We start from the raw sequence: 13,682 nt of genomic DNA, 5'->3' as shown, positions 1-13,682 counted from the left end.
ATTGTCTGACTGGTTTGCCCGGCAAACGCTGATGCTTACCGGGCCGGAATACGCAAAATCATTCGCGCGGCAGGAAGCCAACGCCCCTGCAGCGTGAAGGATGAAACGTATTTATTCGTCTTCTAACAGAGCTTCATAGGCGGTCGCATCCAGCAGCGCGGCAACCTGCGCTTCATCGCTGGCTTTGATTTTGAAGATCCAGCCGTCGGTGTACGGGTCGCTGTTGACCAGTTCCGGCGAGTCGTTCAGCTCTTCGTTAACGGCAACGATTTCACCGCTGATCGGGGCATAAATATCGGAAGCCGCCTTCACGGATTCGGCAACCGCGCAATCGGCGCCCGCTTCAACGGTGGCGCCCACTTCCGGCAGATCAACGAATACCATATCGCCCAGCAGCTCCTGCGCATGCTCGGTGATCCCGACGGTATAGGTGCCGTCCGCTTCTTTACGCAGCCACTCGTGTTCTTTGCTGTATTTCAGTTCTGCTGGTACGTTGCTCATCAATTCATCTCCAAAAAAGGGAAATCACACAATGGCTTTGCCATTGCGTACAAAACCAGGTTTAGTCACTTTTACCGGCATTTCACGGTTACGAATTTGCACCACCGCGGTGTCGCCTATCCCGGCCGGCACGCGAGCCAGCGCGATACTGTAGCCCAGGGTCGGCGAGAAGGTGCCGCTGGTGATAATGCCTTCTTTTTGATTACCGTCGCTATCGGTAAAACGTACCGGCAGGCCGCCGCGCAGGACGCCTTTCTCGGTCATCACCAGGCCAACCAGCTGTTCGGTGCCCTTTTCACGCTGCATCTCCAGCGCTTCGCGACCGATAAAATTACGATCCGCCGGTTCCCAGGCAATAGTCCAGCCCATATTCGCCGCCAGCGGAGAGACGCCTTCGTCCATCTCCTGGCCATACAGGTTCATCCCGGCCTCCAGGCGCAGGGTATCGCGCGCGCCGAGACCGCACGGCTTAACGCCAGCGTCCAGCAGACCGAGCCAGAAATCCGCCGCCTGCTCGTTCGGCATGGCGATTTCATAACCCGCTTCGCCGGTATAGCCGGTGGTGGCGATAAACAGCTCGCCGGCCTGCACGCCGAAGAACGGCTTCATACCTTCCACGGCCTGACGCTGCGCGTCGGTGAACAGCGTCGCCGCCTTCGCTTTCGCCTGCGGACCCTGAACCGCGATCAGCGACAGATCGTCGCGAACGATGATTTCAAGGCCGTAAGGTTCAGCTTGTTCGGAAATCCAGGCGAGGTCTTTTTCGCGGGTGGCGGAGTTAACAACAAGGCGGAAATAATCTTCAGAGAGGAAATAGACAATCAGGTCGTCGATGACGCCGGCGGAGGCGGTCAGCATGCCGGTGTAGAGCGCTTTGCCCGGGGTGGTGAGCTTCGCCACGTCGTTGGCCAGCAAATAGCGCAAGAACTCTCTGGTCCGGCTGCCGTGGAAATCAACGATGGTCATATGCGACACATCGAACATGCCTGCGTCGCCGCGCACCGCATGGTGCTCATCAATCTGGGATCCGTAATGCAGCGGCATCATCCAGCCATGGAAATCCACCATGCGCGCGCCGCACAGCGTGTGTTGTTCATACAACGGAGTCTGTTGAGCCATCTTTTCCTCATCGAATAAAACGGAACCAGCCACGAGATTGTCGGCGATTTTTCGCCACGAAATGGGGCGTCGGCATCGCTGACGGACACCGACGCAAACGTTCTCTTTTGCCTGAACTTACCACCGAACCCGGCGCTAAACCATAAGCTCATTCAGGGCATCACATTAGCTTATGACTAAAATCCGCCGAAAAGCCTACAGAGTTATTGACTGGAAAAAAGCGATTTACGCCACATAAAATTAACAATACCGCGGCTAAAATTAGGTAATGATGGTGTTTTATGCGATTTTATAGCCCTAATTTCTTTAACAAAAAAAAGGGCGCATTAATAAAACTAATGCGAAAAAAGAGGTGAAATTAGAATATTTCAAATGAGGGGGAAAACCCGGCGCGCAGGCCGGGTGAAAGAAGTGTGACGCGGTTAACGTAACCAGGCAGGCAGATCGTTGAGGCCCATCGCCTGGCGAATCAGCTGCGGTTTCACGCCCGGCAGCGTATCGGCCAGTTTCAGCCCCATGTCGCGGAGGAACTTCTTCGCCGGATGGCTACCGGAAAACATGTCGCGGAAGCCCTGCATACCCGCCAGCATCAGCGCGGCGCTGTGCTTGCGGCTGCGCTCGTAGCGGCGCAGATAAAGATGCTGGCCGATATCTTTGCCCTGGGCGTGCAGACGCTTCAGTTCGTCGATAAGCTCGGCCGCATCCATAAAGCCGAGGTTGACGCCCTGCCCGGCCAGCGGGTGGATGGTATGCGCGGCATCGCCGACCAGCGCCAGGCGGTGGGCGGCGAACTGGCGGGCATAGCGGCCGGTCAGCGGGAAGACTTCACGTGCGCTTTCCAGCTGGCAGAGGCCAAGGCCATTATCGAAGGCGATATTCAACGCCTGGTTAAAGGTGGCTTCATCAGCCTCCTGCATCCGCTGCGCCTCCGCCGGCGACAGCGACCAGACGATCGAGCACAGGTGCGGATCGCAGAGCGGCAGGAAGGCGAGGATCCCGTCGCCATGAAATACCTGGCGCGCCACCGCCTGATGCGGCTCAGCGGTACGGATAGTCGCCACCAGCGCGTGATGATGGTAATCCCAGAAGGTCAGCGGAATATCGGCTTTATTGCGCAGCCACGAATTCGCCCCATCTGCGCCGATCACCAGACGCGCGGTGAGCATGCTGCCGTCCTGCAGGCTGAGAAAGGCCTCATTTTCGCCCCACGCCACCTGCTGCAGTTGCGCAGGCGCCAGCAGGGTGACGTCGGCGCAGCGCTGCGCCTTCTGCCACAGCGCATAATGCACCACGGCGTTTTCAATAATATGGCCCAGATGGCTAAAGCCCATGCTCTGGTCATCAAAGCTAATGCGGCCGAAGCTGTCTTTGTCCCACACCTCCATTCCGTGATAGCAGCTGGCGCGTCGGGCAACGATCTCGCGCCAGACGTCCAGCTTCGTCAGCAGCTTTTCGCTGGCGGCGTTTATTGCCGACACGCGCAGCGCCGGCGGCGCATCGGCAGCCAGCGGCTGTGGCTCCGCTTTCTCCAGCACCGCGACGCGCAGGCCGCTGCCCTGTAAACCGCAGGCTACCGCCAGCCCCACCATTCCACCGCCAACAATGGCAACATCAACACTTTGCACGTTCTACTCCTTAACGGGGAACCCAACCGAGGGTACGCTGCGCCAGCGCATCGCGCGCCGGGGTAAATAATTCCATGGCCATCAGACCGACATTGCGCCCCGCCACCAGCGGCGCCCAACGGTTGGCAAACAGATGCACCAGCCCATCGGTCACGCCGATAGTGGCGGCTTTATCCCCTGTTCTGCGCGCCTGATAGCGACACAGCAGCGGATAATGGCCGACATCTTCGCCGCTGAGATGGGCGTCAGCGAGCAGCTCCGCCAGACTCATCACATCGCGCAGGCCGAGATTAAAGCCCTGCCCGGCAATCGGGTGCAGCGTCTGCGCCGCGTTACCGACCAGCGCCAGGCGGTGCGACACCGCGCGGCTGGCGGTGGTGAGGGCCAACGGATAGACGCTGCGCTTCCCGGCGTGGGTAATGCGCCCCAAACGCCAGCCGAACGCCTGCTGCAGCTCCTGACAAAAGCGTTCGTCAGACCAGCTCAGCACCTCGTCGCGGCGCGACTGCGGATGACACCACACCAGCGAGCAGCGCCCTTGCGACATCGGCAGCATCGCCAGCGGGCCATGCTCGGTAAAACGTTCGAAAGCGCGGCCTTCGTGGGGCAGCGCGGTGCTTACGTTGGCGATAATCGCCAGTTGCTCATAGGACTGCTGTTGCCAGCTGATGCCGCAGCGGGCGCCCAGCGACGAACGCGAACCGTCCGCCGCCACCAGCAGCTTGCCGCTGATCGTTTCGCCCCCGTCAAGGGTAAGGCTGACGCTCTCCTGACTACGGCTGACCGCTGCCACCTTCGCCGGGCAATGCAGCGTCACGCCCGGCGCCTCGCGCAGCAGGCTAAACAGTCGCTGGCCGACATCGTGGAGTTCAACCACCTGACCCAGCGCCGGCAGGCGATAATCCGCCGCCGCCAGATTCACAAAACCGGCATGGCCGCGGTCGCTGACGTGTACCCGCTGGATAGCCGTCGCCCGCTCGGCGAGACGTTGCCAGACACCGATGCGCGCCAGCTGCTGGCAGGTGCCGGCGGCCAGGGCGATCGCCCGGTCGTCGAAGCCGGGATGGCGAGCCGACTGGGGATCCTGCGCCTCAATCAGATGGACCGGCAGCGCGCCGCCGGTCAAACGGGAGATGGCCAGGGCGAGCGTCGCCCCGGTCATCCCGCCGCCGACGATCAGCACGCTCATGACTGGCGCGCCGCCGCCATCAGCGCTTCGATCTCATCCGCCTTCTTCACCACGCCGGCGGTGAGATTTTCGTTGCCGTCTTCGGTAATGACGATGTCATCTTCAATACGGATGCCGATGCCGCGGTACTGCGCCGGCACGTCGGCGTCGGCGGCGATATACAGCCCCGGTTCGACGGTCAGCACCATCCCCGGCTCCAGGACGCGAGAACGGTCGGTGTCGTAGTGACCGACATCGTGTACATCCAGCCCCAGCCAGTGGCTCAGACCGTGCATAAAGTACGGGCGGTGGGCATTGTTGGCGATCAGCTCGTCAACCTCGCCTTTGAGGATCCCCAGCCGCACCAGGCCGGTGATCATAATGCGCACCACTTCCTGGTTCACCTGGCAGATTGAGGTGCCCGGGCGATAGAGTTCCAGCGCGGTCTCCAGCGATTCCAGCACGATATCGTAGATTTCGCGCTGCGGCTGGCTGAATTTGCCGTTCACCGGGAAGGTGCGGGTAATGTCGCCGGCATAGCCGCGATACTCGCAGCCGGCGTCAATCAGCACTAAATCGCCGTCGCGCAGTTCAGATTCGTTTTCGGTGTAGTGCAGAATGCAGCCGTTTTCGCCGCCGCCAACGATGGTGTTATAGGAGGGGAAGCGCGCGCCGTGGCGATTGAATTCATGGAGAATTTCGCCCTCCAGCTGATACTCGAACATGCCAGGGCGGCATTTTTCCATCGCCCGGGTATGGGCCAGGGCGCTGATCTCCCCGGCGCGGCGCATCACGGCCAGCTCTTCCGCGGATTTGAACAGGCGCATCTCATGCACAATGGGCCGCCAGTCGATCACCGAGTTCGGCGCCTGCAGGTTCTGCCGCGAGCCTTTGCGGAGTTTTTCGAGGGCGTTGAACACAATCTCATCGGCATAGGCATATTCGCCCTGGGCAAAATAGATAGCGTCCAGACCGTTGAGCAGCTGATACAGCTGCTGGTTGATTTCGCTGAACGCCAGCGCCCGGTCAACGCCCAGCTTCGCCGGCGCGGCCTCCTGGCCCAGACGGCGACCGAACCAGATCTCAGCGGTCAGATCGCGAACCCGGTTGAACAGCACGCTATGGTTGTGGGTTTCATCGCTTTTAATCAACACCAGCAGCGCTTCCGGTTCGTTGAAGCCGGTGAAGTACCAGAAATCGCTGTTCTGCCGGTAGGGATATTCCGAATCTGCACTGCGCACCGCTTCCGGTGCGGCGAAAATCAGCGCCGCGCTGCCTGGCTGCATCTGCGCCAACAGCGCCTGGCGACGCGAGAGAAATTCCTGCTGAGTCATGACGCCCCCTGAACGAATTTTAGTTAGTGTAATGTCGGTTTGCGGACTTCCGGTGCGGTTGGCTGCTGACGCGCAAAGGTGTCGTGGCACAGCAGTGCGGCAACGCGGACATACTCGATAATCTCCTCCAGAGACATCTCCAGCTCTTCCTGATCTTCGTCTTCATCGTAGCCCAGTTGGGCAATATTACGCAGATCGTCAATCGCTTCCCCGGTTTCGTCTTTCACTTTATCCAGCTTCGGCTGGCTAACGCCAAGGCCGAGAAGGAAGTGGTTGACCCAGCCGGCGAGGGCGTCGGCGCGGTCAAAGACGCTCACCGCATCGCCTTCCGGCAGATACAGTTGAAAGAGGAAGCCATCGTCATCCAGTGAGTCGCTGATGGCGGAATGCATGTTACGCAGCGCCTGGGCCAGCTCATGGCCGAAGGCGAGACCTTCGTTGGTCAGGTCGTGCACCAGCGGCTGCCAGCTGCTGTCCGTGTTGCCGCCGCACAATAATCCGCTGATCAAACCGTGCATCTCGGCCGGGGTAAGCCCTACCCCTTGTTGGTTCAGTAACTGGTCTACATCGTTGTAACCAGGCATTTCGTTCTGTATAGACATGCGCATTCGTCATCGTTGGGAGGAATATTCATGGTATGCTACCACTTTGGACCCTGGTGAACCAGAATAGGGCTTGTATCTTCGCACCAGGGTAGCTATAGTGTCGCCCCTTCGCAGACCCGGGTCAGGGTGTGAAGGCAGCGCAGTCAATCAGCAGGAAGGTGGCATGTCTGCACAACCCGTAGATCTCCAAATTTTCGGCCGTTCACTGCGAGTGAATTGCCCGCCTGAACAAAGGGATGCCCTGAATCAGGCAGCTGAAGACCTTAATCAGCGGTTGCAAGATTTAAAAGAACGCACTAGAGTCACAAATACTGAGCAGCTGGTCTTCATCGCCGCGTTGAACATCAGCTATGAGTTGACTCAGGAAAAAGCGAAGACCCGCGACTACGCTTCCAGTATGGAGCAGCGCATTCGCATGCTTCAGCAGACCATCGAGCAAGCATTGCTTGAGCAAGGTCGCATAAGCGAAAGACCAGGGTCGAAGTTTGAATAACACTTTGCAGTTAACTGTGTTAGAGTAACTCCAGGAACAAAATTTCTCTGAGATGTTTGCAAGCGGGCCAGTCCCCTGAGCCGATATTTCATACCACAAGAATGTGGCGCTCCACGGTTGGTGAGCATGCTCGGTCCGTCCGAGAAGCCTTAAAACTGTGACGACACATTCACCTTGAACCAAGGGTTCAAGGGTTACAGCCTGCGGCGGCATCTCGGAGATTCCCTTCCTTACCTCGCATTATTTCCCCACGCCTGTTTTCGGCTGATGCCGCACTGTATTACACTGTTTTCTATTGTTTCGCCTGCTCGCCATGAGACCTGCATGACTCTACAGCCCGATACCCTGCTCTCCCGCCAGCACATTCGCCAGCAGATCCGCGAGCGTCGACGCGCGCTCAGCCCTGAGCAACAGCGGCAGTTTGCCCTGCAGGCCGCAGAGCGGATGATGGCCTGGCCGCCGGTGGTTCTCGCCCACACCGTGGCGCTGTTTCTCTCCTTTGACGGCGAGCTGGACACCCAACCGCTGATCGACCAGCTCTGGCGGGCCGGTAAGCGAGTCTATCTCCCGGTGCTGCATCCGTTTAGCCCCGGTAACCTGCTGTTTTTACATTACCATCCGCAGAGCGAACTGATAGTGAATCGCCTGAAGATCCGCGAACCGAAGCTCGACGTGCGCGACGTGCTGCCGCTCGCTGAACTCGATGTGCTGGTCACCCCGCTGGTGGCCTTCGATGCCGGCGGCCAACGGCTGGGGATGGGTGGCGGTTTTTACGACCGGACGCTGCAAAACTGGCAGCAGTATCGCCTGCAGCCGGTGGGCTACGCGCACGACTGCCAGCAGGTGGACACCCTGCCGAGCGAAGAGTGGGATATCCCGCTGCCGGCGGTGATCACCCCGGGCAAAACCTGGTGTTGGTAGGTACGCGGGGACGAGAAATTCAGCCTGGAAAGTATTAACAAAAAAACGGGCAGGTACGCGACCTGCCCGAGAGGCAAAAATGGTTAGAACAGCAGACGGGCGCGGATAGTTCCCGGGATCGCTTTCATTGCCTGCAGCGCCTGCTGGGCAACGTCTTCTTCCGCTTCGATATCAATAACCACGTAGCCCATCTGCGGCGACGTTTGCAGATACTGGGCGGCAATGTTGATGCTCTGCGCGGCGAAGATCTGGTTGATGGCGGTCAGGACGCCCGGCCGGTTCTCATGGATGTGCAGCAGACGGCGTCCGCCGTGCAGCGGCAGAGAAACTTCCGGGAAGTTAACCGCCGACAGGGTTGACCCGTTGTCAGAGTATTTCGCCAGCTTGCCGGCCACTTCCAGACCGATGTTCTCCTGCGCTTCCTGAGTGGAGCCACCGATATGCGGAGTCAGGATCACGTTATCAAATTCGCACAGCGGCGAAGTGAAGGGGTCGCTGTTGGTCGCGGGTTCGGTCGGGAAGACGTCGATTGCCGCCCCGGCCAGATGCTTACTCGCCAGCGCATCGCATAGCGCCGGAATATCCACCACGGTACCGCGGGAGGCGTTGATCAGCAGCGCGCCCGGCTTCATCAGCGCCAGCTCTTCCGCGCCCATCATATTTTTGGTAGAGGCGTTTTCCGGCACGTGCAGGCTGACCACGTCGCTCATGTTCAGCAGGTCGGAGAGATGCTGTACCTGAGTGGCGTTGCCGAGCGGCAGTTTGTTTTCAATATCATAGAAGAAGACATGCATCCCCAGCGATTCCGCCAGAATGCCGAGCTGGGTGCCGATGTGGCCGTAACCGATAATCCCCAGTTTCTTGCCGCGCGCTTCAAAGCTCCCCACCGCCAGCTTATTCCATACGCCGCGATGCGCCTTGGCGTTGGCTTCCGGCACGCCGCGCAGCAGCAGCAGCAGCTCACCGATCACCAGCTCGGCCACCGAACGGGTATTAGAGAATGGCGCGTTAAACACCGGAATACCGCGCTTCGCGGCGGCGTTCAGATCCACCTGGTTGGTACCGATGCAGAAGCAGCCGACGGCAACCAGTTTTTCCGCCGCGGCGAAAATCTCTTCAGTCAGATGGGTACGGGAACGCAGGCCGATGAAATGGGCATCACGGATCGACGCTTTCAGCTGTTCGGAATCCAGCGCGCCTTTATGAAATTCAATGTTGGTGTAACCTGCCGCGCGAAGGCTATCGATTGCCTTTTGATGCACACCTTCAACCAGCAGAAATTTAATCTTGTCTTTTTCCAGTGATACCTTAGCCATTTCCCCGTCCTGTTTTGTCTTAACTGATGTCGTGCTGAACGAAAGTTCGTCTCAGCAACATATCAAAAAAAACTATCGCGGCAATATGAACGTTTGCGTCGCCGTCCTGAAGAAATGTCATTCAGAAGGAAATGGCAGGACAAAACACCAGAAAGATAATGAACGGTAGCGCGTTAATCAGAATGGTTGCACAAATGTGACAGAAGTCACTAAATTGCACCAGGTGAAAAAATATTTGCGAGGGAGCCGGTTGGCTCCCTGCGGACAGACTATTTTACGATGGTTTTCACACCGTCAGCGGTGCCGATCAGCGCCACGTCGGCGCCGCGATTGGCGAACAGCCCTACGGTCACGACGCCAGGAATGCCGTTAATCGCGTTTTCCAGCGCGATAGCATCGAGAATTTCCAGGCCGTGCACGTCAAGGATCACGTTGCCGTTATCGGTCACCACGCCCTGACGGTATTCCGGACGACCGCCCAGCTTGACCAGTTGGCGTGCAACGGCGCTGCGCGCCATCGGAATGACTTCAACCGGCAGCGGGAATTTGCCCAGAATATCGACCTGCTTGGAAGCATCGGCGATGCAGATAAATTTATCGGCCACCGAAGCGATGATCTTCTCACGGGTCAGCGCCGCGCCGCCGCCTTTGATCATCTGCATGTGACCGTTGATCTCATCCGCGCCGTCAACGTAGATCCCCAGGCGATCGACGCTGTTGAGATCGAAGACGGTGATCCCGAGGCTTTTCAGCTTCTCGGTGGAGGCATCGGAGCTGGAGACCGCCCCTTCGATCTGCCCTTTCATGGTGCCCAGCGCGTCAATAAAATGGGCCGCCGTCGAGCCGGTGCCAACGCCCACAATGGTCCCTGGCTGTACGTATTGCAGCGCTGCCCAACCTACCGCTTTTTTCAGTTCATCCTGCGTCATAATCATGGTCCGAGATGTGAATGCCTGTGGCGCATTATAGAACATCGACAGTGGAAATGTCCCTGCGATGCAGATCACACAACAGAGCAGACCAATTTCGTCTGTATCAAATAAAAATTTATGTCATAGTGCGAGATAACGATTAGTTATGGGGGCACGCCAGAATAATGAAACGACCGGACTACAGGACACTACAAGCGCTGGACGCGGTGATTAGAGAACGAGGATTTGAGCGCGCCGCGCAGAAGCTATGTATTACCCAGTCCGCCGTCTCACAGCGAATTAAGCAGCTGGAAAATATGTTCGGCCAGCCGCTGCTGGTACGTACCGTGCCGCCGCGCCCAACCGAGCAAGGACAAAAATTGCTGGCTCTGTTGCGCCAGGTTGAACTGCTGGAAGAGGAGTGGCTGGGCGACGAGCAGACTGGCTCCACGCCGCTGTTGCTGTCGCTGGCGGTGAACGCCGACAGTCTGGCGACCTGGCTGCTGCCGGCGCTGGCTAATGTGCTGTCGGACTCCCCTATTCGTCTCAACCTGCAGGTGGAAGATGAAACCCGCACCCAGGAGCGCCTGCGCCGTGGCGAAGTGGTCGGCGCGGTAAGTATCCAGCCGCAGGCGCTGCCAAGCTGCCTGGTGGATCAGCTCGGCGCGCTCGATTACCTGTTTGTCGCCTCAAAAGAGTTTGCGCAACGCTACTTCCCGAACGGCGTAACGCGTTCGGCGCTGCTGAAAGCCCCGGTCGTCGCCTTCGACCATCTGGACGATATGCATCAGGCCTTTCTGCAGCAAAACTTCGACCTGCCGCCGGGCAGCGTCCCCTGCCATATCGTCAACTCGTCGGAAGCCTTCGTCCAGCTGGCGCGCCAGGGCACTACCTGCTGTATGATCCCGCATCTGCAGATCGAAAAAGAGCTCAACAGCGGCGAGCTTATCGATCTCACTCCAGGCCTGTTTCAGCGCCGTATGCTCTACTGGCACCGCTTTGCCCCGGAAAGCCGCATGATGCGGCGGGTGACCGATGCGCTCATCGACTACGGTCACAAAGTGCTGCGTCAGGATTAAACCGCGGGCATAAAAAAAGCCACTTCGCTGAAGTGGCTTTTTTGTTTCTATCGCTTACTGGGCCGGTTTCGGCGCTTCAGCCGGTTTCGCCGGTGCTGCGGCCTGCGCCGGCTGCAGTTCAAACACGACGTCGACCTGGTCGTCAAACTGGATAGTCGCCTGCTCGTAGGTTTCCTGGGCGGAAACCGGCGCAGCGTCAGCGGCCTTCATCATGCGAACCATCGGGCTCGGCTGATAATTAGAGACATGGTAGCGCACGCTGTACACCGGCCCCAGCTTGCTGTGGAAACCTGCGGCCAGCTCCTGCGCCTGGTGCACGGCGTCGTCGATCGCCGCTTTACGCGCTTTATCTTTGTAGGCGTCCGGTTGCGCAACGCCCAGCGAGACGGAGCGAATTTCGTTCAGACCGGCTTTCAGGGCGCCATCCAGCAGACCGTTGAGTTTATCCAGCTGGCGCAAGGTCACTTCGACGGTGCGCACCGCGCGATAGCCTTTCAGAATGCTTTTCCCGTTCTGATAGTCGTAATCAGGTTGGGTACGCAGATTCGCCGAGTTGATGTCTTTTTTCGCAATGCCGCTCTTTTCGAGGAAAGAGAGGTATTGCGCAACGCGATCGTCAGCCTGTTTTTTTGCCGATGCGGCATCTTTTGCCGCCACGTTCACTTCGATCGCCAGGGTAGCGATATCCGGAACCGCAGCAACGCTTGCTGTGCCTGAAGTCACAATGTGCGGACCGTCCGGCAATTCGCTTGCCTGTGCCGCCATCGTGCTAAATCCGAGTGTTGCCGCCAGGGCTAAGACTTTTAACTTCACTGTCGTTTCTCCATGTTACTTAAATCGCCCTTACGGGACGCATGCCAGCAAGCTTAGCGCGTACAGCAGGAAAGTCCATCGGACAACGCTTAGTTGAGCAACGCCTGGATATGGACGACGCCCTCTTTTGCCAGCTGAAACGCAATAAACCACATGACGGCGCCGACCACAATGTTGATGATCCGCTGGGCTCTGGCGGTACGCAGCCGCGGCGCCAGCCAGGCGGCCAACAGCGCCAGACCAAAGAACCACAGGAAAGAGGCGCTAATGGTTCCCAGCGCAAACCAGCGCTTCGGCTCCACCGCCAGCTGGCCTCCCAGGCTGCCCAGCACCACAAACGTATCCAGATAAACGTGCGGATTCAGCCAGGTGACCGCCAGCATAGTGATAATGATTTTCCAGCGCCCCTGCTGCATCGCCTCGGCGCTGGCGAGCTCAAGATTCGGACTGAACGCCGTCTTCAGCGCGCCAAAGCCGTACCACAGTAAAAAGGCCACGCCGCCCCAGGTCACGAGCGCCAGTAGCCAGGGGGACTGCATCAGCAGCGCGCTGCCGCCAAAAATGCCGGCGCAGATCAGCAGCAAGTCGCTGACGGCGCACAGCAAGGCAATCATCAGGTGATACTGACGACGGATGCCCTGGTTCATCACGAAAGCATTTTGTGGGCCAAGCGGCAAAATCATTGCCGCTCCCAGGGCAAGGCCCTGAAAGTAATAGGTAAACATGAGGATTTTTCCGCTGTCTTCGAGAGTGGCGCTGACTATAACGCGAATAAATTATTAGCGGAAATTGAAAGTATTAATCATTAATAAGCGAAGCTAATAATGAGCCATTAAAAAAGGCCGGCATGGCCGGCCTGAGTCACTGAGTAGTGGTTTACTCGGCTTTTTCCGGCAGGCGCACCACATGAACATCCATCTGCGGATAAGGGAAGCTGATGCCATTTGCGTCAAATTCACGCTTGATGCGCTCGAGGATATCCCAGTAGACGTTTTGCAGATCGCTGCTTTTGCTCCACACGCGCACCACGAAGTTCACCGACGAGGCGCCGAGTTCGTTCAGGCGCACCGTCATTTCCCGATCGCGCAGAATACGATCGTCAGATTCGATAATCGAGGTCAGGAGCTGCTTCACCTTGTCGATATCGGCATCGTAAGAGACGCCGATAATAAACTCATTGCGGCGCGCCGGTTCGCGGGAGAAGTTAATGATGTTGCCGGCGATAATTTTGCCGTTCGGCACCACCACGATTTTGCCATCGACGGTACGCAGGGTCGTGGAGAAAATCTGCACATTCTGTACGGTACCCGCAATGCCGCCGAGATCGACATATTCACCGGCGCGGAACGGGCGGAACATCACCAGCAGTACGCCAGCCGCGAGGTTAGACAGTGACCCCTGCAGCGCCAGACCGACGGCTAAACCCGCGGCGCCCAGCACCGCAATGACCGAGGCGGTCTGCACGCCCACGCGGCCCAGGGCGGCAATCAGCGTAAAGGCGATAACCGCATAGCGCACCAGCGCGGAGAGGAAATCGGCAACGGTGGCGTCAATTTTACGCGCCAGCATCAGGCGGTTGACGGTGTTAGAGACGACGCGCGCCACGATCATCCCGACGATCAGGATAGCGATAGCCGCGACGATGTTGACGGCATAGCTCAGCAGCAGCTCCTGGTTGCGTGCCAGCCACGTCCCGGCGTGGTTGATGCTATCGACAACGTTCAAATCTTCCATTTAACATTCCTTATGAATCCCCCAGGGGGAAGTAAATAACTCAGCCTGCGACAGGGCAGTCAG

Annotated in this window: 14 protein-coding genes and 1 other RNA gene; 4 read left to right on the top strand and 11 right to left on the bottom strand. The window is 58.4% G+C overall.

Annotation, left to right across the window (positions count from 1 at the left end; all coding sequences use genetic code 11):
• Positions 1 to 111 precede the first annotated feature (111 nt).
• The 6 genes from gcvH to ACLH1U_RS07325 all read right to left on the bottom strand — a co-directional run bounded on the left by gcvH (position 112) and on the right by ACLH1U_RS07325 (position 6,349).
• On the bottom strand, positions 112 to 501 hold the full coding sequence (gene gcvH / locus ACLH1U_RS07350) for a glycine cleavage system protein GcvH (RefSeq protein WP_023290979.1): 390 nt from the start codon (positions 499 to 501) through the stop codon (positions 112 to 114).
• A gap of 24 nt (positions 502 to 525) precedes the next feature.
• Complete coding sequence (gcvT, locus tag ACLH1U_RS07345) at positions 526 to 1,620, bottom strand: glycine cleavage system aminomethyltransferase GcvT (RefSeq protein ID WP_169319587.1); 1,095 nt, start codon at positions 1,618 to 1,620, stop codon at positions 526 to 528.
• Between the two features lie 422 nt (positions 1,621 to 2,042).
• Entirely contained in the window at positions 2,043 to 3,245 is a 1,203-nt protein-coding gene (gene ubiI, locus ACLH1U_RS07340) for an FAD-dependent 2-octaprenylphenol hydroxylase (protein ID WP_032454040.1), read from the bottom strand.
• Positions 3,246 to 3,255: 10 nt separating this feature from the next.
• On the bottom strand, positions 3,256 to 4,434 hold the full coding sequence (gene ubiH, locus ACLH1U_RS07335; RefSeq protein WP_110211603.1) for a 2-octaprenyl-6-methoxyphenyl hydroxylase: 1,179 nt from the start codon (positions 4,432 to 4,434) through the stop codon (positions 3,256 to 3,258).
• On the bottom strand, positions 4,431 to 5,747 hold the full coding sequence (gene pepP, locus ACLH1U_RS07330; protein ID WP_004205299.1) for a Xaa-Pro aminopeptidase: 1,317 nt from the start codon (positions 5,745 to 5,747) through the stop codon (positions 4,431 to 4,433). Before pepP ends, ubiH begins: the two co-directional genes overlap by 4 nt.
• A 23-nt stretch (positions 5,748 to 5,770) precedes the next feature.
• Positions 5,771 to 6,349: a YecA family protein gene (locus ACLH1U_RS07325; RefSeq protein ID WP_002916486.1), complete on the bottom strand. Its 579-nt coding sequence runs from the start codon at positions 6,347 to 6,349 to the stop codon at positions 5,771 to 5,773.
• A 166-nt stretch (positions 6,350 to 6,515) separates the two neighbouring features.
• On the opposite strand from ACLH1U_RS07325, the gene zapA reads away from it, so the two are divergent.
• The 3 genes from zapA (at position 6,516) to ACLH1U_RS07310 (ending at position 7,766) form a co-directional block, all read left to right on the top strand.
• Entirely contained in the window at positions 6,516 to 6,845 is a 330-nt protein-coding gene (gene zapA / locus ACLH1U_RS07320; protein ID WP_004205298.1) for a cell division protein ZapA, read from the top strand.
• Positions 6,846 to 6,886: 41 nt separating this feature from the next.
• Positions 6,887 to 7,070: non-coding RNA, 6S RNA (gene ssrS, locus ACLH1U_RS07315), on the top strand.
• A 99-nt stretch (positions 7,071 to 7,169) separates the two neighbouring features.
• A complete protein-coding gene (locus ACLH1U_RS07310) occupies positions 7,170 to 7,766 on the top strand; it encodes a 5-formyltetrahydrofolate cyclo-ligase (RefSeq protein WP_072413555.1) in 597 nt (198 codons plus the stop codon).
• Between the two features lie 83 nt (positions 7,767 to 7,849).
• Here ACLH1U_RS07310 and serA read toward each other — a convergent pair whose 3' ends face one another.
• On the bottom strand, positions 7,850 to 9,082 hold the full coding sequence (gene serA, locus ACLH1U_RS07305) for a phosphoglycerate dehydrogenase (protein WP_008806446.1): 1,233 nt from the start codon (positions 9,080 to 9,082) through the stop codon (positions 7,850 to 7,852).
• A 269-nt stretch (positions 9,083 to 9,351) separates the two neighbouring features.
• Positions 9,352 to 10,011: a ribose-5-phosphate isomerase RpiA gene (gene rpiA, locus ACLH1U_RS07300; RefSeq protein ID WP_002916495.1), complete on the bottom strand. Its 660-nt coding sequence runs from the start codon at positions 10,009 to 10,011 to the stop codon at positions 9,352 to 9,354.
• Positions 10,012 to 10,178: 167 nt separating this feature from the next.
• On the opposite strand from rpiA, the gene argP reads away from it, so the two are divergent.
• Positions 10,179 to 11,072 carry a DNA-binding transcriptional regulator ArgP gene (argP, locus tag ACLH1U_RS07295; protein WP_002916497.1) on the top strand — a complete coding sequence of 298 codons (894 nt, stop codon included), beginning with the start codon at positions 10,179 to 10,181 and terminating at the stop codon, positions 11,070 to 11,072.
• Between the two features lie 54 nt (positions 11,073 to 11,126).
• On the opposite strand, the gene ACLH1U_RS07290 is transcribed toward argP, so the two are convergent.
• The 3 genes from ACLH1U_RS07290 to ACLH1U_RS07280 all read right to left on the bottom strand — a co-directional run bounded on the left by ACLH1U_RS07290 (position 11,127) and on the right by ACLH1U_RS07280 (position 13,619).
• Entirely contained in the window at positions 11,127 to 11,885 is a 759-nt protein-coding gene (locus ACLH1U_RS07290; protein ID WP_023290983.1) for an oxidative stress defense protein, read from the bottom strand.
• An 89-nt stretch (positions 11,886 to 11,974) separates the two neighbouring features.
• Positions 11,975 to 12,610, bottom strand: coding sequence for an arginine exporter ArgO (gene argO, locus ACLH1U_RS07285; protein ID WP_049014206.1), 636 nt, complete (start codon positions 12,608 to 12,610; stop codon positions 11,975 to 11,977).
• Between the two features lie 151 nt (positions 12,611 to 12,761).
• Entirely contained in the window at positions 12,762 to 13,619 is an 858-nt protein-coding gene (locus ACLH1U_RS07280) for a small-conductance mechanosensitive channel MscS (protein ID WP_023290985.1), read from the bottom strand.
• Positions 13,620 to 13,682: the final 63 nt, after the last annotated feature.

Origin of the sequence: Klebsiella sp. 1SOBk5mer, from assembly GCF_046603115.1 — a bacterium.
Taxonomy (GTDB): Bacteria; Pseudomonadota; Gammaproteobacteria; order Enterobacterales; family Enterobacteriaceae; genus Klebsiella; species Klebsiella quasipneumoniae.
The sequence above is the reverse complement of the archived record's forward strand: the minus strand, read 5'-3'. Positions and strand labels throughout refer to the sequence as shown.